General features: G+C 75.1%; 21 protein-coding genes. 15 read left to right on the top strand and 6 right to left on the bottom strand.

Annotated elements, in window-relative coordinates:
• The first annotated feature begins 36 nt into the window (after nucleotides 1-36).
• Nucleotides 37-1,143: a sensor histidine kinase gene (locus FHL79_RS04325; RefSeq protein WP_138757388.1), complete on the top strand. Its 1,107-nt coding sequence runs from the start codon at nucleotides 37-39 to the stop codon at nucleotides 1,141-1,143.
• Complete coding sequence (locus FHL79_RS04320; protein ID WP_138757387.1) at nucleotides 1,140-1,748, top strand: response regulator transcription factor; 609 nt, start codon at nucleotides 1,140-1,142, stop codon at nucleotides 1,746-1,748. Before FHL79_RS04325 ends, FHL79_RS04320 begins: the two co-directional genes overlap by 4 nt.
• On the opposite strand, the gene FHL79_RS04315 is transcribed toward FHL79_RS04320, so the two are convergent.
• Entirely contained in the window at nucleotides 1,749-2,186 is a 438-nt protein-coding gene (locus tag FHL79_RS04315) for a type II toxin-antitoxin system VapB family antitoxin (protein ID WP_439331121.1), read from the bottom strand.
• Nucleotides 2,187-2,382: 196 nt separating this feature from the next.
• Here FHL79_RS04315 and hrcA point away from each other — a divergent pair, with 196 nt between their 5' ends.
• From hrcA to FHL79_RS04300, 3 genes are read left to right on the top strand one after another with little or no spacing between them, the layout of a single operon-like run.
• A complete protein-coding gene (gene hrcA / locus FHL79_RS04310; RefSeq protein ID WP_138757386.1) occupies nucleotides 2,383-3,405 on the top strand; it encodes a heat-inducible transcriptional repressor HrcA in 1,023 nt (340 codons plus the stop codon).
• Between the two features lie 15 nt (nucleotides 3,406-3,420).
• Complete coding sequence (gene dnaJ, locus FHL79_RS04305) at nucleotides 3,421-4,560, top strand: molecular chaperone DnaJ (RefSeq protein ID WP_138757385.1); 1,140 nt, start codon at nucleotides 3,421-3,423, stop codon at nucleotides 4,558-4,560.
• Entirely contained in the window at nucleotides 4,557-5,318 is a 762-nt protein-coding gene (locus FHL79_RS04300) for a 16S rRNA (uracil(1498)-N(3))-methyltransferase (RefSeq protein ID WP_138757384.1), read from the top strand. Before dnaJ ends, FHL79_RS04300 begins: the two co-directional genes overlap by 4 nt.
• 85 nt (nucleotides 5,319-5,403) lie before the next feature.
• Here FHL79_RS04300 and FHL79_RS04295 read toward each other — a convergent pair whose 3' ends face one another.
• The 3 genes from FHL79_RS04295 to FHL79_RS04285 are packed head-to-tail and all read right to left on the bottom strand — an operon-like array spanning nucleotide 5,404 to nucleotide 8,731.
• Nucleotides 5,404-7,020: a PhnE/PtxC family ABC transporter permease gene (locus tag FHL79_RS04295; RefSeq protein WP_138757383.1), complete on the bottom strand. Its 1,617-nt coding sequence runs from the start codon at nucleotides 7,018-7,020 to the stop codon at nucleotides 5,404-5,406.
• Nucleotides 7,017-7,736: a phosphonate ABC transporter ATP-binding protein gene (locus FHL79_RS04290; RefSeq protein ID WP_246080338.1), complete on the bottom strand. Its 720-nt coding sequence runs from the start codon at nucleotides 7,734-7,736 to the stop codon at nucleotides 7,017-7,019. The genes FHL79_RS04295 and FHL79_RS04290 overlap by 4 nt, the downstream gene beginning before the upstream one ends.
• Nucleotides 7,737-7,759: 23 nt before the next feature.
• Nucleotides 7,760-8,731: a putative selenate ABC transporter substrate-binding protein gene (locus tag FHL79_RS04285; protein WP_138757382.1), complete on the bottom strand. Its 972-nt coding sequence runs from the start codon at nucleotides 8,729-8,731 to the stop codon at nucleotides 7,760-7,762.
• A 300-nt stretch (nucleotides 8,732-9,031) separates the two neighbouring features.
• Here FHL79_RS04285 and FHL79_RS04280 point away from each other — a divergent pair, with 300 nt between their 5' ends.
• From FHL79_RS04280 to FHL79_RS04245, 8 genes are all read left to right on the top strand, one after another.
• Nucleotides 9,032-9,403, top strand: a complete 372-nt coding sequence (locus FHL79_RS04280; RefSeq protein WP_138757381.1) for a histidine triad nucleotide-binding protein — start codon at nucleotides 9,032-9,034, stop codon at nucleotides 9,401-9,403.
• A gap of 62 nt (nucleotides 9,404-9,465) precedes the next feature.
• On the top strand, nucleotides 9,466-10,905 hold the full coding sequence (locus tag FHL79_RS04275; RefSeq protein ID WP_138757380.1) for a sensor domain-containing diguanylate cyclase: 1,440 nt from the start codon (nucleotides 9,466-9,468) through the stop codon (nucleotides 10,903-10,905).
• Nucleotides 10,906-10,997: 92 nt separating this feature from the next.
• Nucleotides 10,998-12,131: a PhoH family protein gene (locus FHL79_RS04270; protein WP_218938318.1), complete on the top strand. Its 1,134-nt coding sequence runs from the start codon at nucleotides 10,998-11,000 to the stop codon at nucleotides 12,129-12,131.
• Between the two features lie 5 nt (nucleotides 12,132-12,136).
• On the top strand, nucleotides 12,137-12,664 hold the full coding sequence (gene ybeY / locus FHL79_RS04265) for an rRNA maturation RNase YbeY (RefSeq protein ID WP_138757379.1): 528 nt from the start codon (nucleotides 12,137-12,139) through the stop codon (nucleotides 12,662-12,664).
• Entirely contained in the window at nucleotides 12,661-14,007 is a 1,347-nt protein-coding gene (locus FHL79_RS04260; protein WP_138757378.1) for a hemolysin family protein, read from the top strand. Before ybeY ends, FHL79_RS04260 begins: the two co-directional genes overlap by 4 nt.
• 86 nt (nucleotides 14,008-14,093) lie before the next feature.
• Nucleotides 14,094-14,435 (top strand): cytidine deaminase-like protein, encoded by a 342-nt coding sequence (locus FHL79_RS04255; RefSeq protein ID WP_138757377.1) that lies wholly within the window; start codon nucleotides 14,094-14,096, stop codon nucleotides 14,433-14,435.
• Between the two features lie 140 nt (nucleotides 14,436-14,575).
• Nucleotides 14,576-15,607 carry a sensor histidine kinase gene (locus FHL79_RS04250; RefSeq protein WP_138757376.1) on the top strand — a complete coding sequence of 344 codons (1,032 nt, stop codon included), beginning with the start codon at nucleotides 14,576-14,578 and terminating at the stop codon, nucleotides 15,605-15,607.
• On the top strand, nucleotides 15,604-16,263 hold the full coding sequence (locus FHL79_RS04245; protein WP_138757375.1) for a response regulator: 660 nt from the start codon (nucleotides 15,604-15,606) through the stop codon (nucleotides 16,261-16,263). The genes FHL79_RS04250 and FHL79_RS04245 overlap by 4 nt, the downstream gene beginning before the upstream one ends.
• On the opposite strand, the gene FHL79_RS04240 is transcribed toward FHL79_RS04245, so the two are convergent.
• Nucleotides 16,260-16,859, bottom strand: coding sequence for a hypothetical protein (locus FHL79_RS04240; protein ID WP_138757374.1), 600 nt, complete (start codon nucleotides 16,857-16,859; stop codon nucleotides 16,260-16,262). The genes FHL79_RS04245 and FHL79_RS04240 overlap by 4 nt on opposite strands.
• Nucleotides 16,860-16,948: 89 nt before the next feature.
• On the opposite strand from FHL79_RS04240, the gene FHL79_RS04235 reads away from it, so the two are divergent.
• Nucleotides 16,949-17,377 (top strand): hypothetical protein, encoded by a 429-nt coding sequence (locus tag FHL79_RS04235; RefSeq protein ID WP_138757373.1) that lies wholly within the window; start codon nucleotides 16,949-16,951, stop codon nucleotides 17,375-17,377.
• A 22-nt stretch (nucleotides 17,378-17,399) separates the two neighbouring features.
• Here FHL79_RS04235 and FHL79_RS04230 read toward each other — a convergent pair whose 3' ends face one another.
• Nucleotides 17,400-17,690, bottom strand: a complete 291-nt coding sequence (locus FHL79_RS04230) for a DUF1540 domain-containing protein (RefSeq protein WP_138757372.1) — start codon at nucleotides 17,688-17,690, stop codon at nucleotides 17,400-17,402.
• Between the two features lie 84 nt (nucleotides 17,691-17,774).
• Here FHL79_RS04230 and era point away from each other — a divergent pair, with 84 nt between their 5' ends.
• On the top strand, nucleotides 17,775-18,692 hold the full coding sequence (era, locus tag FHL79_RS04225; protein WP_138757371.1) for a GTPase Era: 918 nt from the start codon (nucleotides 17,775-17,777) through the stop codon (nucleotides 18,690-18,692).
• The last annotated feature ends 1 nt before the right edge of the window (nucleotide 18,693 follow it).

Raw genomic sequence — 18,693 nt, 5'->3', positions numbered from 1 at the left:
GCCGCGGACGCCGTGCGGAGCGATAGCGTCCGACCGGTGGACAGGGCGAGCCGGTGGGGTCAGGCGATCTGGGCGGTGCCGTGGCTGCTGTTCCAGGTCTTCCCGATCGCCGACATCGTCACCACCGACCGCCCGGCCGCCGCGCGCTGGGTCGCCGCCGCGGGCCTGCTCGCCTTCACCGTCGTCTACCTGAGCGTGATGGGGCAGCTCGGCCGGCCCCGGGCGCTGCGGGCGGACTTCGCGCTGATGGTCGCCCTCGCCGTCGCGCTGGCGGTGGGCTTCGGCGCCAGCTGGGCCGGGCTGATGATCTACGTGTCGGCGGCGACCGCCGCCACCCTGCCGCGCCGGTGGGTGTGGCCGGCGGTGCTGGCCGAGGCCCTCTTCTGCGCCGCCGTGATCGTCGTCGAGGACGCCCCGGGGCTGCTGTTCCTGCCGCCCGTCTGCCTGCTCACCGCCTTCGCCGTCCAGGGCACCGGGCACCTCATCGCGCTCAACCGCGAGTTGCAGGAGGCCCGGGAGGAGCTCGCCCGCAGCGCGGTCGCCGACGAGCGGATGCGCTTCGCCCGCGACCTGCACGACCTGCTGGGGCACTCGCTGTCGCTGATCGCGCTGAAGAGCGAGCTGGCCCGCCGGCTGGCCGAGGTCGACCCGCCGCGCGCGCGACAGGAGATGGCCGACGTCGAGGAGGCCGCCCGCCGGGCGCTGGCCGAGGTGCGGGACGCGGTGAGCGGGTACCGCCAGGTCAGCTGCGCCCAGGCGCTCGCCGAGGCCCGCGCCGCGCTCACCGGGGCCGGCGTCGCCGTCCGGCTGCCCGACGTGGTGCCGGTGCTCCCCGGCGGGGTCGACGCCGCGCTGGGCTGGGTGGTGCGGGAGGCGACGACGAACGTGCTGCGACACAGCGGCGCGGCACGGGTGACCGTCGAGCTGACCGAGGACGGCGTCCGGGCGGTGCTCACCGTGACCGACGACGGCGCCGGCACCGGGGAGCGGCTGACCGTGCTGGGCGGCTACGGGGCGGGGCTCGCCGGGCTGCGCGAGCGGGTGGCCGCGCTGGGTGGGGAGCTGGCGGCCGGGCCGGTGGACGGCGGCGGCTACCGGGTCCGCGCCGAGGTGCCGCTGCTGCCGGCGTCGGTGACCGCGTGACGATCCGGGTGCTGCTGGCCGAGGACCAGACCCTGGTCCGCGGTGCGCTGCGGGCGCTGCTGGACCTCGAGGAGGACATCGAGGTGGTGGCCGAAGTGGGCCGGGGTGACCTGGTGCTGGCCGCCGCCCGAGAGCACCGGCCCGACGTCGCGCTGCTGGACATCGAGATGCCCGGCAGGGACGGGCTGGAGGCGGCCCGCGAGCTCGCCGCCGAGCTGCCCGGCGTCCGGGCCGTCGTGCTGACCACCTTCGGCCGGCCGGGGTTCCTCCGCCGAGCGATGGAGGTGGGCGCGGCCGGCTTCCTGGTCAAGGACTCACCGGTGGCCGAACTGGCCCGGGCCATCCGGGCGGTGGTGGCGGGGGAGCGGGTGATCGACCGGGACCTGGCCGCCGCGGCCCTGGCGCTGGGCGCGACGCCGCTGTCGGCACGGGAGGCCGACGTGCTGCGGGCGGCGGCGGACGGGGCGACCGTCGCCGACATCGCCGGCCGGCTGTTCCTGTCGGAGGGGACGGTGCGGAACTACCTGTCCTCGGCGATCGGCAAGACCGGGGCGCGCACCCGGGTCGAGGCGGCGCGGGTGGCCCAGGACAAGGGCTGGCTGTAGCTAACGCGACCGGCCGGCGTCGGCGTGGTCCCCGGCGTCGGCGTGGTCCCCGGCGTCCTCGGCGGTGTCGCTGTCGGCCGGCATCAGTGCGTCGAGGTCCAGCACACGCACGTGGATGACGTTGCGCTGCTGCAGGGCCGCGCGCAGCGCCCGGTGCAGACCGTCCTCCAGGTACAGCTCGCCGTGCCACTGCACCGCGTGCGGGAAGAGGTCACCGTAGAACGTCGAGTCGTCGGCCAGCAGCGCGTCCAGGGCCAGCTCGCGCTTGGTGGTCGTGAGGGTGTCCAGCCGGATCTGCCGGGGCGGGATCATCGCCCAGTCACGGGTGGCGAAACCGTGGTCGGGATAGGGCCGACCGTCCCGCACCGCCTTGAAGATCAGGGCTGGTCCTCCCGGTTCACCGGCCCCGGCTGCCCGAGGTCGCTCGACTCGAACCACCCTAGTGTCATTCCCCGGCGGCCTGCGACGGCTGCCGGGCTGGTATCGATCCCATCGGCGAGCCGAGCGGCGACCCCGGTCCAGCGAGCCGGAGGACGGCACGGGCCGCCGGTCGTATGCTGGCACTCGGTCCAGCTGAGTGCCAGAGCACGACTGCCAGAACGGGCTCGTCGAACCGGTACGGGAGGTGTCAGCCGTGGCGCACGACGACCGGCGCCTGCGGGTGCTGCGGGCGATCGTCCAGGACTACGTCTCCACCAACGACCCGGTGGGGAGCAAGGCGCTGGCCGCCCGCTACGACCTGGGTGTCTCCCCGGCGACCATCCGCAACGACATGGCGGTGCTGGAGGAGGAGGGGTACATCACCCAGCCGCACACCAGCGCCGGCCGGGTGCCCACCGACAAGGGCTACCGCTTCTTCGTCGACCGGCTGTCGGCGGTCAAGCCGCTGTCGGTCGCCGAGCGCAAGGCGATCGAGCGCTTCCTCGACGGCGCGGTCGACCTGCACGACGTGCTGGGCCGCAGCGTCCGGCTGCTCGCCCAGCTCACCCGCCAGGTCGCCGTCGTCCAGTACCCGACGCTGTCCCGCAGCGCCGTCCGGCACCTGGAACTGGTGCCGCTGGCCGCGCACCGGCTGCTGATGGTGCTGATCACCGACACCGGCCGGGTCGAGCAGCGGGTCGTCGAGGTCCCGGTCGAGACCGAGGCCGAGACCGTGGCCGAGCTGCGCTCGCTGCTCAACGCCGCCTTCGCCGGCGCGAAGCTCGCCGAGGCCAGCGACAAGGTCGGCGACCTGGTCGACAGCGCGCCACCGCACCTGCGCGCGCTGGTCGCCGGGGTCAGCGCCACACTGCTGGAGACCCTCGTCGAGCCGTCGGAGGACCGGCTGGTGATCGGCGGGACGGCGAACCTCGCCCGCGGCAGCGCGCTGGACTTCCCGCACACCGTCCGGCCGTTGTTGGAGGCGTTGGAAGAACAGGTCGTGGTCCTGCGGTTGATGGCCGAGGTGGGACCGAGCACCGTGACGGTGAGCATCGGCGAGGAGAACGAGCACGAGGCGCTCACCGGTGCCTCGTTCGTCTCCGTGGGGTACGGGTCGGGGGACCAGGCCCTCGGCGGCCTCGGTGTCGTCGGCCCCACCCGGATGGACTACGCAGGCAACATCGCCGCGGTACGAGCCGTGGCGCGCTACGTCGGCCAGTTGCTGGCCGAGAGCTGAGGACGAGAACGCCCGATGGCAACCGACTACTACGGCGCGCTGGGCCTGAAGCCCGGAGCCAGTGACGCCGACATCAAGCGCGCCTATCGCAAGATGGCGCGCGACCTGCACCCCGACGTCAACCCCGACGAGGGGGCGAAGGAGCAGTTCCAGCAGGTCAGCCGCGCCTACGAGGCGCTGACCGACCCGGAGAAGCGCCGGATCATCGACCTCGGCGGCGACCCGTACGAGACCGGTCGCGGCGGTGCGGGCAGCCCCTTCGGCGCCGGCGCCGGCTTTGGTGGTCTCGGCGACATCATGGACGCCTTCTTCGGCGGCGCGGCCGGTGCCCGCGGGCCGCGCAGCCGCACCCGGGAGGGCGAGGACGCGCTCATCAGGGTCGACCTCGACCTCGACGAGACGGTCTTCGGGACGACGACCGAGATCACCGTGGACACCGCGGTGCTCTGCGACGTCTGCACCGGGGCCGGCACCGCGCCCGGCACCCACCCGACCACCTGCGCGACCTGCAACGGCCGCGGCGAGGTGCAGAGCGTGCAGCGGTCCTTCCTCGGCCAGGTCATCGCCAGCCGGCCGTGCCCGACCTGCCAGGCCACCGGCCAGGTGATCCCCAACCCCTGCCCGCAGTGCGCCGGCGACGGCCGGGTCCGGTCCCGCCGCACCATCCCGGTCAAGATCCCGGCCGGGGTCGAGGACGGCATGCGGATCCGGCTGGCCGGCTACGGCGAGGTCGGCCCCGGCGGTGGCCCCGCCGGTGACCTGTACGTCGAGGTGCACGAGCGGCCGCACGACGTCTTCACCCGGGACGGCGAGGACCTGCACTGCCGGGTCACCCTGCCGATGACCGCCGCCGCGCTGGGCACCACGCTCAAGCTGGAGACGCTCGAGGGCCACGAGGACCTCACCATCAAGCCGGGCACCCAGTCGGGCAACGTGCTCACCCTCCGCGCGCACGGTGCGCCGCGGCTGCGCGGCACCGGCCGCGGCAACCTGCTCGTCCACCTCGACGTCACCACCCCGACCCGGCTCGACGACCGCCAGTCCGAGCTGCTCCGCGAGCTCGCCGGGCTGCGCGGGGAGGACCTCACCGACGGCACCGGCGCCAACACCGGAGGGCTGTTCTCCCGGGTCCGCGACGCGTTCAACGGCCGATGAGCGAGACCCCGGCCGGCACCCTGCAGGCCGACGGTGCGCCGCTGTTCCTGCTCGACGAGCTGCCGGCCGGCGACGTGCTCACCGTGGGCGGCGCCGAGGGCCGGCACGCCGTGGACGTGCTGCGGCTGACCGTCGGTGAGCGGGTGCGGGTCGCCGACGGCCGCGGCCTGGTCGTCGAGGGCTCGGTGCTCGGCGCCGGGTCGGCGACGCTGCAGGTCCAGGTGCTGGCCCGGCACGACGTCCCGGCGCCGTCCCCGACGTTCGTGCTGGTCCAGGCGCTGCCCAAGGGCGACCGCGGACCGCTCGCGGTGGACCTCGCCACCGAGCTCGGTGTCGACCGGGTCGTCCCGTGGACCGCGGCCCGCTGCGTGACCCGCTGGCGGGAGGACCGGGTCGACAAGGGGCTGGCCAAGTGGCGCTCCGCCGCCCGGGCGGCCAGCAAGCAGGCACGTCGTCCGCGGGTGCCCGAGGTGACCGAGCCGATGAGCACCCGTCAGGTGTGCGGGATGCTCGCCGACGTCGACCTGGCGCTGGTCCTGCACGAGCAGGCGCGCCAGCCCTTCGCTGCGATCGACGTCCCGACGGCCGGCACGATCGCCGTCATCGTCGGGCCCGAGGGCGGGCTCACCGACGGCGAGGTGGTGGCCTTCCGCGCCGCCGGCGCGCAGTCGGTCCGGCTGGGCGCCGAGGTGCTCCGCACCTCGACCGCCGGCGCCGCCGCGCTGGCCGCGCTGAGCGCCCGCACCCGCTGGCGGTAGTCCGCGGTTGATCATGGGGCTCTTGCCGGCGACAGGCCGGACAGCGGCGCGGCGACGAACACGACGCCCATGATCAACGCAGGGATCACCTCAGGGCGGCGCGGGCGCGGGCGCTGACCAGGTCGACGGCGACGGTCAGCAGCACCAGGGCGACGAGCACCGTGGTCACCGCGCCCCAGTCGAACCGCGCCAGCCGCGAGGCCAGCAGCGCACCCAGCCCGCCGGCGCCGAGCAGGCCGACCAACACCGTGTCCCGGATGGCCACCTCCCAGCGGTACAGCGCGAACGCCAGCACCGGCCCGGTCGCCGCCGGCAGCACCCCGTACAGCCACCCCGCCACCGGCCGGGCACCGAGCGCCGCCAGGGCGTCCCGGGGCCGGGGGTCCAGCTCCTCGGTCGCCTCCGCGGCCAGCCGGCCGAGCACGCCCAGGGTGTAGACGCCGAGCGCCAGCGCGCCGGGCAGCACGCCCGGCAGCAGCACGAACAGCAGGACCAGCGCCCAGACCGGCGGCGGCACCGCGCGCAGGACCAGCAGCGCCAGCCGGACGGCGATGCCGGCCAGCCGCCGCGGCAGCGACACCCGGCCCGCGGGGGAGGCCGCCACCCCGGCCAGGAGCACCGCCCCGACGGTGGCCAGCGCGATGGCGATCACCGACATCTGCACGGTGTCCACCGCTGCGGTGCCGACCTCGCGCAGGAACGGGCCGTCGGTGTCCGGCGGCCAGGCGGCCCGCAGCACGTAGGCCAGCTGCTGCCCGGTCCGGTCGGAGACCAGGGTGGCCGGCGACACGGCCAGGTACCACCACGACCACGCCACCCCGGCCAGGGTGACCAGCACGGCCGCGGTCAGCGCCGGGTCGCGGCGCAGCCGGTCGGCCGACGAGCGCGGCGCAGCGAGCCGGCGGCGCACCGCCCGGCCGGCGACCACGGCCAGCACGCAGAGCGCGGACAGCGCGTACACCGCTGACCAGACCTCGTCCCAGCGCAGCGCGCTGAACGACAGCGACAACTGGTAGCCCAGCCCGCCGGCGCCGATCAGCCCCAGGACGACGGCCGAGCGGATCGCGCACTCCAGCCGGTAGAAAGAGTAGGCGAGCAGCCCGCCCGACGCCGGCGGCAGCAGCCCGTACAGCGCGGCCGGCAGCCGCCCCACCCCGGTGGCCAGCAGCGCCTCCTGCCCGCCGCGCGGCACCTCGTCGACCAGGTCGGCGAACACCTTCGCGGTGACCGCGCCGTAGGGGATGCCGATCGCCAGGACGCCGACCCACGGGTCCAGCCCGAGCAGGTTGACCAGCAGCAGCCCCCACACCGCCTCGTGCAGCCCGCGCGGGACGGCGAGCACGCCGCGGGACAGCGCCCAGCCCAGCCGCCGCCGTCCCCACGTGGTGCGGGCGACCGCCACCGCGCCGAGGGCGCCGAGCGCGACCGCCAGTGCCGCGCCCAGGGCGGCGTAGGCGACGGTGATCAGCACCGAGGAGGCGAGCACCCCGAGGAAGGGCCGGTCCAGCGCGGGGGAGAGCGCGGCGGAGGCGAACCGGCCGAACTGCGCCGAGCCCGCGGGGTTGACCACGTTCCCGGAGAGGAGCTTGGCCCCGACCAGCGACCAGGCGAGGACGGCGACCGCGCCCAGCCCCCACGCCCACCGGGCGCGCACCCGCTGCAGGGCCGGGACGGCGACCGGCGCCGGCAGGACCGTCGTCACCGCCGGGCGCCGTAGACGCCGGCCAGGTCGGCCAGGGTCAGCGCCGAGGCCGGGGCGTCCAGCACCACCCGGCCGGCGACCAGCCCGACGACCCGGGTGCAGTGCCGCAACGCCAGCGCCGGGTCGTGGAGCGAGGCGACCATCCCGCCGCCGCCCTCGGTGACCAGGCCGGCGAGCAGCTCGAGCACCCGGTCGGTGAGCACCGGGTCGAGCGCCGACGCCGGCTCGTCGGCGAGCACCAGCTCCGGGCGCTGCACCAGCAGCCGGGCGACCGCCACCCGCTGGCGCTGCCCACCGGAGAGCCGGTCGGTGCGCTCGAAGACCCGGTCGGCGAGCCCGACCGCGCCCAGTGCGTCGAGCACCTCAGGCACGCCCTGCGGGCGCAGCAGCGACCAGGCGGCCCGCCCGGCCGACCAGCTCGACAGCCGGCCTGCGTTGACGTTGTGCACCACCCGCAGCTGGCCGACCAGCTCCAGGTGCTGGTGCACCGTGCCGACCCGGGACCGCAGCTGCCGCAGCGCCCGGCCGCGCAGGGCCGCGGGGACGGCGCCGAGCACCTGCACCGTGCCGGCGGTCGGGGCCACCGAGCCGTTGGCCAGCGCGAGCAGCGTCGACTTCCCGGCGCCCGACGGGCCGATCACCGCCACCCGCTCGCCGGCGGCGACGGTGAGGTCGATGCCGGTGAGCGCCGCCGCACCGCCGAAGCGGACCTCCACACCGTCCAGTCGCAGGACGGCGCTCAGCTGACCAGTCCCAGCTGCCGGCCGATCTCCTCGATCTGGTCGTAGTTCCCGGCCTCCGTCGCCACGAACGACGCGGCGCCGAAGAGCTCCAGGACGTCGTTCCCGGCGGGCAGCCCGGTGAAGTACCCCGTCAGCCGGTCGCCGAGGTCCTCGCCCAGCCGGTCGGTCGCGCCGGGGCCGAGCAGCCAGTGGTAGTCGTGGTAGCCCGGGGTCCGGGCGTACCGCACGACCGCGGGGTCGACCGACCCGTCCGCGGCCCGCGAGGTCCACACCTGCTCGTTGAGCACCCCGGCCTGGTAGGTGCCGGCGGCGACCAGCGCCAGCGTCGCGTCGTGCGAGCCGGAGAAGCCGGGCCCGCCGGGGAACCCCTGCGGGTCGACGCCCTGCTGCTGCAGGAACCACGCCGGCATCAGCCGGCCGGAGGTGGAGGTCTCGCTGCCGTAGCTGAACCGCAGCGGCGCCAACGGGGTCAGGTCGTCCGACGGCGCCAGCCCGGTCGCGGTGTTGACCACGAAGACCGAGTGGAAGTCGGCGTCGATGTCGCGCTGGGCGATCGGCTCGGCGCCGGGGGTCTGCAACCGGGCCTGCACGCCGGTGAGGCCGCCGAACCAGACCAGGTCCAGGTCACCGGTCCGGAACAGGGAGACCGCGGCGCCGTAGTCGGTGACCGGCTGGTAGGCCACGTCCAGGTCCAGCGCGGTCGACATCGAGTCGGCGACCGTGCCGTAGAGCCGCTGGAGGACCTGCGGGTCCTGGTCGGGGATCGCCCCGATGCTCAGCGACCCGCGGGCACCGGGGGAGCTCGCCGTCCCCCCCGACGACGACACGGACGACGACACGGGGGAGGTGCGGCCGCAGGCGGCGAGCGCGGCGGCCAGCACGGCGGCGCCGCCACCGAGGAAGCCGCGCCTGGTGGTGCTGGGGAGTTCGAGGGGGCCACCCGACCGGACGGCGCGACGGCGGCTCACTACGTCCTCGGATGGGGGCTGGGGACGGGCACGGGACACCTCCGGGGGCGACGACGGGGACGGCGCTCATCGTCGCCCACCCCGCCGGAGCCTGCGTGGTCAGCTCAGCTCGACGATGCTGCGGGTGACCGCGGCCTGCTCGGTGAGCACGCCGCCGATCATGTGCTGGGTCTCGTTGATCCGCTCCACGATGTCCCGTGGTCGGCCGGACCGAGGTCGGGTTGCAGCCGAGAAAGCGGATCGTGTACCGCCCAACGAACTGTCTCGTTTCGTTGACCTGCGCGTTCTAGAGTCGGCGGCATGAGCGAGCCGCCGAGCGACTGCCTGTTCTGCCGCATGGTCGCCGGGGAGATCCCGCCGGACGTCGTCCGGGAGACCGACCGAACGCTGGCCTTCCGGGACATCAACCCGCAGGCGCCCACGCACGTGCTGGTGGTCCCGAAGGAGCACCACGCCACCCTCGGCGCGCTGGCCACGGCGGACCCGGGGCTCACCGGCGAGCTGGCCGCCGCCGCGCACGCCGTCGCGCTGCAGGAGGGGCTGGTGACCGCCGACGGCGCGGAGCCGGGCTACCGGCTGGTGGCGAACACCGGCCCGCAGGCCGGGCAGACGGTGCACCACGTCCACCTGCACGTGCTCGGCGGCCGCGGGCTGGGCTGGCCGCCCGGCTGAGCGCCCCTCCCTCCGGGGGAGACGGGCTGGTCCGGACGTCGCCGCGCGCCGATGCCCCCGAGGTGACCCGTCCCTCGCCGCACCGTGCCGCCACGACCCTGCGCGCCCGGCAGGCGCAGGTCGTGGCCGGCCTCAGGCTGTCCGACCTCGCCGCGGAGGCGGAGCTCGGCACGATCGTCCGGCTCGCCGCGGCGCTGCTGGGGGCGCCGTGCGCGACGGTGAACGTGCTGGACACCGCAGAGCAGTGCCAGCTGGCCACGCACGGTTTCGTCGGCGGCCCCTCGCCCCGCGAGGAGTCGCTCTGCGAGCAGACCCGGCGGCTCACCGAGGACGTTTTCGCCAGCACGGACCTGCTCGTCGACGAGCGGTTCCGCGCCAACCCCTGGGTCGACGGCCGGTACGGCCGGGTCCGCGGCTACGTCAGCGCGCCGTTGCGGGTCGAGCAGGTCGTCATCGGCACGCTGTGCGTCTTCGACCCGGAGCCGCACGCCTTCACCCCGCTGGACCTCCAGCGGCTGGCCGACCTCGCCGACGTCGTGGTCGCGCTGCTGGAGCGGGACCGGCAGGCGCAACGGGCCGAGGCGCTGACCGCCGAGCTGGCTCGCGCGCACGCCTTCGACCGGGCACTGCTGGACGCGCTGCCGGTCGGGGTGCTCGCCGTCGACGAGCAGGGACGGGTGCAGCAGTTCAACCAGGTCTGCCGCGACTGGCACGGTCCCGTCCGGCTCGGTGAGCGGCTCGCGCCGGTCGGCCAGACCTTCGGCAGTCTCTTCGCCGCGGACGGCCGGACGCCGCTGCGGCCGGAGGACATGCCCTCGGCCCGCGCGCTCGGCGAGGGGCGGGTGCAGGACCTGGAGATCGTCGCCGCGCCGCCGTCCGGCCCGGCACGCCGGCTGTCGGTGACCGGCTCGGCGATCCGGGACTCCGACGGCGGGCTGCTGGGCGCCGTCGTCGCGCTGGCCGACGTGACCAGGCAGCGGGAGCTGGAGGACCGGCTGCGCGCCGAGGCGCTGCACGACCCGCTGACCGGGCTGCCCAACCGCGGGCTGCTGGTCGACCGGGTCGAGCACGGGCTGACGACGACGGCCCGCACCGGGCTGCCGCTGGCCGTGCTCTTCTGCGACCTCGACGGGTTCAAGGCGGTCAACGACGAGCACGGGCACCCCGCCGGGGACGTCGTGCTGCAGGAGACCGCCCGCCGGCTGCAGACGGTCCTGCGTCCCGGCGACACCGTGGGGCGGCTGGGCGGGGACGAGTTCGTGGCCGTCTGCCCGGGGGTGCCCGGGGAGGCCGCGGCGGCCGCGCTGGCGGCCCGCATCGTCGCGGCGGTGGGCGCCCCGGTGGTCGTCGGCCGGGGACCCACAGGACCCGTCGAGGTGCGGGTGGGGGTGAGCGTCGGCGTCACGCTGGCCACCGGGGCGGACGTCGCCGGCGCGGTGCTGGCCCGGGCCGACGAGGCCATGTACCGGGTCAAGCGGGAGCGGCGCTCCGGGGTGCGCTGACCCGGTTCCCGCGAGGCAGGCCGACAGCGGCCCGGCGCGAGTAGACTCGATCGGGTCACAGCCCCGTCGCAGGAAGGCAGGGTCGAGCGTACTTGCCCGACACCGCACCAGACGCCGTCCCCGCCGCCCCCGGCGCGGCCAGCCAACGTGAGCTCTCCGCGCGCGCCGCGGGAGCCGGCGTCCCGGACGCGCAGGCCGCGCCGGCCGCCGTCCGCACCTCCATCACCGTCCCCGACAGCGTCTCCATGGTCGCCCTCCTGGGCTCCGGGGACGAGCTGCTCCGCCTGGTCGAGAGCGAGCTCAGCGCCGACGTCCACGTCCGCGGCAACGAGATCTCGATCACCGGGCAGCCGGCGGACAACGCCTTCGCCGTCCGGGTCTTCGACGAGCTGATCGCCCTGCTGGCCACCGGTCAGACGCTGCGCCCGGACTCGGTGCGCCGCGTGGTCGCCATGCTCAGGGCCGGTGGCTCCGAGCGCCCGGCCGACGTCCTCAGCCTGGACATCATCAGCCGGCGCGGCCGCACCATCCGGCCCAAGACGCTGAACCAGAAGCGCTACGTCGACGCGATCGACACCAACAGCGTCGTCTTCGGCATCGGCCCGGCCGGTACGGGCAAGACCTACCTGGCGATGGCCAAGGCCGTGCAGGCGCTGCAGACCAAGCAGGTCAACCGGATCATCCTCACCCGGCCGGCGGTCGAGGCCGGCGAGCGGCTGGGCTTCCTGCCCGGCTCGCTGTCGGACAAGATCGACCCGTACCTGCGGCCGCTGTACGACGCGCTGCACGACATGGTCGACCCCGAGTCCATCCCGCGGCTCATGCAGGCCGGGACGATCGAGGTCGCCCCGCTGGCCTACATGCGCGGCCGGACGCTCAACGACGCGTTCGTCATCCTCGACGAGGCGCAGAACACCACCGCCGAGCAGATGAAGATGTTCCTCACCCGGCTCGGCTTCGGCTCGAAGATGGTCGTCACCGGCGACGTCACCCAGGTCGACCTGCCCGGTGGCGCGCAGAGCGGGCTGCGGATCGTGCGGGAGATCCTCGACGGCATCGACGACGTCCACTTCAGCACGCTGACCAGCACCGACGTCGTCCGGCACCGGCTGGTCGGGGACATCGTCGACGCCTACGAGCGCTTCGACGCCACCCGGCAGCCCTCCGCCACAGGCCCGGCCCGGGCCACCCGGCCCGCTCGGCCCACCCGGCAGCAGGGGAGCTGAGCGGCGTGCCCGTCGAGGTCGCCAACGAGTCCGAGATCGCCGTCGACACCCACGCGCTGGCCGGTGTCTGCCGGTACGTGCTGGACTCCCTGGACGTCAGCCCGCTGGCCGAGCTCTCCGTGCTGTGCGTGGACGTCGACTACATGGCCAGCCTGCACGAGCGGTGGATGGGCGAGAAGGGCCCGACCGACGTGCTGGCCTTCCCGATGGACGAGCTGGACACCGCCCGCCCCGACGACCCGGACCCCGGTCCGGCGCTGCTCGGCGACGTGGTGCTCTGCCCGGCCGTCGCGGTCCGCCAGGCCCGCGCCGCCGGCCACTCGATGGCCGACGAACTGCTCCTGCTCGCCACCCACGGCGTGCTCCACCTCCTCGGGTACGACCACATGGAGCCCGAGGAGGAGAAGGAGATGTTCGGCCTGCAGTCCTCGCTGCTCGAGGGCTTCCGCTCCATCCCGCGGGAGGCGGTCACCGGCGAGCCGGTGACGAGCGGGCCGGTCACCGGCGAACCGGTGGAGCCGGGCGCGCGATGAGCGCGACCGCGATCGTCCTGCTGGTGATCGCCGTCGCCCTGGTGCTGGTCGCCGGCGTCTTCGCCGCGCTCGACGCCGCGCTGCAGCGGCTGAGCAAGGCCCGCGTCGACGAGCTCCGCCGCGACGGGGCCAAGCGTGCCGGCGCGCTGGGCGTGGTCATGGAGGAGCGGGCGCGGCACGTCGCGCTGCTGCTGCTGCTCCGGATCGCCTGCGAGAGCGCGGCGACCGTGCTGGTCGCGCTGGTCGTGTACCGGCTCGTCGACGGGCTGGCCGTCGCCTCGCTCACCGCGATCGCGGTGATGACGGTGGTCAGCTACGTGCTCATCGGCGTCGGCCCCCGCACGATCGGTCGGCAGCACGCCTACTCGGTGGCGATGGCGGCGGCGCCGCTGATCCGGTTGCTGGGCCGGGTGCTCGGGCCGATCGCGACGCTGCTGATCCTGGTCGGCAACGCGATCACCCCGGGGCGCGGCTACCGGGACGGCCCGTTCAGCAGCGAGGTCGAGCTGCGCGAGCTGGTCGACATGGCCGAGGAGCGCGGCGTCGTCGAGGCCGGCGAGCGCAACATGATCCACGGCGTCTTCGAGCTCGGTGACACCATCGCCCGCGAGGTGATGGTGCCCCGGCCCGACGTGGTGTGGATCGAGCGCGGCAAGACCCTGCGCCAGGCCCTGGCGCTCTGCCTGCGCAGCGGCTTCAGCCGGCTGCCGGTGATCGGCGAGAACGTCGACGACATCGTCGGCGTGGTCTTCATGAAGGACCTGGTGCGGCGCTCGCAGGGCTCCTCGGACTCCCGGGCCAGCGAGCCGCGGGTCGAGGACCTGATGCGCCCGGCCACGTTCGTGCCCGAGTCCAAGCCGGTCGACGAGCTGCTCCGGGCGATGCAGGCCTCGCGCACCCACATGGCGGTCGTCGTCGACGAGTACGGCGGCTTCGCCGGGCTGGTCACGATCGAGGACATCCTCGAGGAGATCGTCGGCGAGATCGCCGACGAGCACGACGCCGTGCAGCGCCCCCCGGTCGAGGAGCTGCCCGACGGGTCGGTGCGGATCACCGCGCGGCTCCCCGTCGAGGACCTCGCTGACCTGTTCAAGGTCGAGCTGCCCGAGGACGACGGCGTCGAGACCGTCGGTGGGCTGCTCGCCCGCGAGCTGGGCGTGGTGCCGATCGAGGGGTCCGAGGCCGTGGTCGGCGGGCTCCGGCTGGTCGCCGAGAGCACCGGCGGCCGGCGCAACCAGATCGACACGATCCTGGTCTGCCGGGTGCCCGAGGTGGGCGCCGACGACGAGGCCGCTGCCGAGCAGCCCGCCCGGGAGCGTGAGCACGCCGCCGTGGAAGGCTGAGGAAGGACCCTCCCGCCCCCCACCGCTCGCACGCTCGCGGCGGGCCCCTGCGGGAGGGCCGGACCGACGGACGGGAGACTCCTCTGGTGACCGCCGCAGAGCTGGACCCCGAGGACGCCAAGCTGATCACCCTGGCCCGGTCGGCCCGTGGCCGGACCGGTGCGGCCGAGGGGGCCGCGGTGCGGGACACCGACGGCCGCACCTACCTGGCGGCGACGGTCTCCCTGGCGTCGCTGCAGCTGTCGGCGCTGCAGGCGGCGGTCGCGGCCGCAGTGTCCAGCGGGGTGCAGGGCCTGGAGGCCGCCGCCGTGGTGAGCAGCGCGGAGTCGGTGGAGCCGGCCGGGCTGGCCGCCGTGCACGACCTGACGCCGTCGGCACCGGTGCTGCTGGCCGGCCCGGACGGCGCGGTCCACAGCACCGCCGTGTGACCCACCCGACACCGTCCAGGCAACAGGACGGGGTCGTTCCCCTATCGTGCGCGCATGCACAAGGACCCCCTCCTGCCCACCACTCGCAGGCTCGCGGCGGGTGCCGGGAGGGGGCCGGCGGTGCTGCCGGGCGTGCCGGGATGACGGCCGATGACCGGGACGGCGAGGGCGACGCCGCCGTGGTCGCGGCCTTCGTCGCCCGGGTGGCCGAGGTCGCCCCGCGGCTGGCCGGTGACGACGACACCCGCGCCGAGCTCGGCGCGCGGGCGGCCGCCGTCCTCCGGGTCGCGCACGCCCGGCTGCGGGGGATGCCGATGCCGGTCGCCCCGGTCGGCCCGGACGTCGGTGCGGCCCGGGCCCGCACCGGCGTGCACCCGGCCGAGTCACTGCGCGCGGCCGGCCTGCTGTTCCGCGCGGCGCTGCCGCCGCTGGCCGCTGCCCACCCGGAGCTGCCCGCCGAGCGGGTCGCCGTGGTGCTGCACGAGGTCATCGACGCCCTGGTGCTGCCGGCCGCGGTGGCCTACGTCGACGTCCTGCTGGCCCGGCTCAGCGACGCCAACCGGGACGAGCGCCGACGGGTCGCCCGTGACCTGCACGACTCCACCAGCCACGGCATCGGCGCCGCGATGCAGGGCGTCGACCTGGCCCTGCACCTGCTCGCCAGCGGCCAGACCCCCGACGTCGGCCGGCTGCGCAACACCCGCCAGGTGCTGCTGGACACCCTCAACGAGGTGCGCGGCATGGCCACCCGGCTGCGCGACGTCGTCGGGCCGCGGAGCCTGGGCCAGGCGCTGCAGGAGTACCTGGACTTCGCCGTCCCGGCCGGCCGGGAGGTGACGTTCACCGACGCCGGCGAGCACGCGCACCCGCTGCCCGCCCACGTGAAGGAGGAGAGCTACCTGATCATCCGGGAGGCGGTCCGCAACTCGCTGCTGCACGCCGCCGGTGCCACCCGGCTCGACGTGGACGTCGAGGTGGCCGAGGGACGGCTGCGGGCGACGGTGGCCGACGACGGGTCGGGCTTCGACCCGTCCGCGGTCGACGGCAGCCGCACCGTCGGCCTGGCGTCGATGCAGGAACGCGCGGAGGGGTTGGGCGGGGACGTGCTGCTGCAGGCCGGACCCGGCGGGGTCCGGTTGGCGCTGACCGTGCCGCTGCCGAGGGCGGCATGACCGGCGCGCCGCAGGCCCTGCGGGTGCTCCTCGTCGACGACCACCGGCTCTTCCGGGAGAGCCTCGGCGCCCTGCTCGCGGTCCATGAGGGCATCGAGGTGGTCGCCGAGGGCGCCAACGGGGAGGACGCCGTCCGGCTGACCCGCGAGCACCGCCCGGACGTCGTCCTGCTCGACGTCGAGATGCCCGGGCAGTCGGTGCTGACCTCGCTGGTGGAGATCCGCAGCGCCTCGCCGTCCACCCGGATCGTCGTGCTGACCATGCACGAGAACACGACGCTGGCCCGCCAGCTGCTGCTGCGCGGCGCCTCCGCCTACCTGATCAAGACGATCGGGCACCACGAGCTGGTCTCGGCCATCCGGGCCAGCACCGGGGGAGCGCCGGACATGGTGACCTTGTCGGTCTCCCGCGGCGGGCTGGCCGGGCTGGCGGCCCCGGGTGCCTCGGTGCTGTCGGCCCGCGAGCTCGAGGTGCTCACCCTGGTCTCCCGCGCCCGGTCCAACCAGGCGATCGCCGGTGAGCTGCAGATCAGCGAGGGCACCGTGAAGCGGCACCTGTCCAACATCAACAACAAGCTGGGGTCGACGTCCCGGCTGGACGCCGTCCGCCGGGCCACCCGCGCCCGGCTGCTGACCCCGGGACTGGAGGAGGACTAGCGGGGCAGCGGTCGGCCGAGGGCGTCGGCCACGGCGGCCGGGTCGCGCACCCAGACGGTGAAGGCCTTCTCGGTGAGCCCGTCGGCGTCCAGGTGCCGCACGCTGATGCGGCGCCGCCCGGGCCACCAGCCGCCGCGCCCCTTCGGCGTCGGCCAGCCCTGCGGGGCGCGGCCCTCGACCACATCGGACACCAGCACGAGCGGGACGACGCCGAAGGAGGACACCTGCCGCAGACCGGCGATGTCGGTGGAGACGGCGTGGTCGCCGATGGTGAACCGGCCGGTCGCCCCGAGCAGCACGACGACCGCCAGCCCGATCGCCAGGGGCGCCTCGTCGGCGGCGGCGGTCCCACCGTCCCGCCAGCCCAGGAACGCCAGCCAGACCACGACGGCGAGCACGGTCACCGCCACCACCCACGGGCGTGCCGGGTCGTACTGCCAGTACCGCAGCGGGCGCGGGGTCACCGTGACGTGCCGCTTGGGGCCGCGCCGGGCGAGGTAGCCGTAACTGGTCACCTGGCTGACGTGCCGCTCCCGGTCGAGCGCCGCCCGGACCACCAGGGGCTCACCGTTCTCACGTCGGGACCGGGCGGGCATGCGGCCATCGTCCCAGAGGTGGCGGACCCGGCCGGTCGGCGGCACCGCGGCAGGAAGGTTAGCCTTTCCTCAGGAACGAGGAGGAGTTCATGGGACTGCGACTGCCGGTCGGCGGTGTGACCGTGCTGCTGGGACCGTCGGCGGAACGTGCCGCCGTGCTCGCCGCCCTCGACCCGGGCAGTGCCCGCTGCGGGGAGGGCCACGGCGCGCTGCCCGTGCTGCGGCTGTCGGCCGCGGCCGGCGACGACGTGCCGGCCCGGCTCGGCGCCGTCGAGGCAGCGCTCGCCCAGGCCGCACCGGTGGTCCTGGTCGACCGGCTCACCGCCGGGCTGCCCGCGCCGGAGCGGCGGCGGGTGCTCGCCGCCCTGCGCCCGGTCGCCGCGGCCGGCAGCGCAGTGCTCGTCGACGACGACGACCCGGTCGCCGTGCTGGGGGTGGCCGACGCCGCCCTCCGCACGGCCACCCTCGCGGTGGAGCAGGTGCCCGACCCCCGCCGGCTCGAGCTGCTCGCGTCCTGAGCGACCCGCGGGCGTCCCGGGGTCAGCGGGGGCGGTAGGTGAGGCAGTCGGCCGCGTCCGCGGCCGAACCCACCTGCACCGACGCCGCCGTGCACTCGAGGACGTCGTTGTGCACGCACTCGGACCGGTGGCAGGCGCCGACGACGCCGGTGCGCTCCAGCCCCGCGCGGAAGGAGATCTCGACGAAGGTCCCACAGTGGGCGTGGTCTCCGCCGATGGTGATCGCGCCGGCGTGGCAGCCGTGGTCGGCGTTGTAGGAACAGCTGTCCACGGTGCAGTCGTGGACCGAGGGCATGTCCTGGGTCGTGGTCATGCACAAGGGTGTCACCGGGGCCGCGCTGTGGCCAGGCTGACGAGCCGGCTCGGGTCGTCGGTACCGGGTGGGAGACTGGACGGCGTGACCCTCCCCGATCAGCCGCCGTACCGCAGCGGCTTCGCCTGCCTGGTCGGCCGGCCCAACGCCGGCAAGACCACGCTGACGAACGCCCTGGTGGGGGAGAAGGTCGGCATCGTCAGCAACCGCCCCCAGACCACCCGGCACGCCATCCGCGGGGTGGTGCACCGCCCGGCCGGCCAGCTGGTGCTGGTCGACACCCCCGGGCTGCACAAGCCCAAGAGCCTGCTGGGGCAGCGGCTGAACGACGTGGTCCGGGACACCCTGGCCGACGTCGACGTCATCGTGTTCTGCATCCCCGCCGACCAGCCGGTCGGGTCCGGTGACGCGTTCATCGCCCGCCAGCTCAAGGCGGTGTCCACGCCCATCGTCGTCGTCGTCACCAAGACCGACACGGCGAGCAAGAAGGCCATCACCGAGCAGCTGCTGGCGGCCAGCCAGCTCGTCGACGCCCGGGAGGTCGTGCCGGTCAGCGCCGTCTCCGGTGACCAGGTCGGCCTGCTGGAGGACCTGCTGATCGGGCTGCTGCCCGAGGGGCCGCCGCTGTACCCCGAGGAGCAGACCACCGACGAAGACGTCGAGCGGCAGCTCGCCGAGCTGGTGCGCGAGGCCGCGCTGGAGAAGGTCCGCCAGGAGGTGCCGCACTCCCTCGCCGTCAGCATCGAGGAGCTCATCCGCAAGCCCGACCCGCGCGACCCCGAGGCCGTCTTCACCGAGGTGCACGCGCTGCTGCACGTCGAGCGCGCCAGCCAGAAGCCGATGCTGCTGGGCAAGGGCGGGCAGACGATCAAGGCGATCGGCAGCGAGGCCCGGGTGGGCATGGAGACGCTGCTGGGCGGCCGGGTGCACCTGGACCTGCACGTGACGGTGCTGGGCGAGTGGCAGGACGACCCGAAGAAGCTCAACAGGCTCGGCTACTGAG

This window comes from Modestobacter altitudinis (assembly GCF_005930475.1).
Classification (GTDB): Bacteria; Actinomycetota; Actinomycetes; order Mycobacteriales; family Geodermatophilaceae; genus Modestobacter; species Modestobacter altitudinis.
The sequence above is the reverse complement of the archived record's forward strand: the minus strand, read 5'-3'. Positions and strand labels throughout refer to the sequence as shown.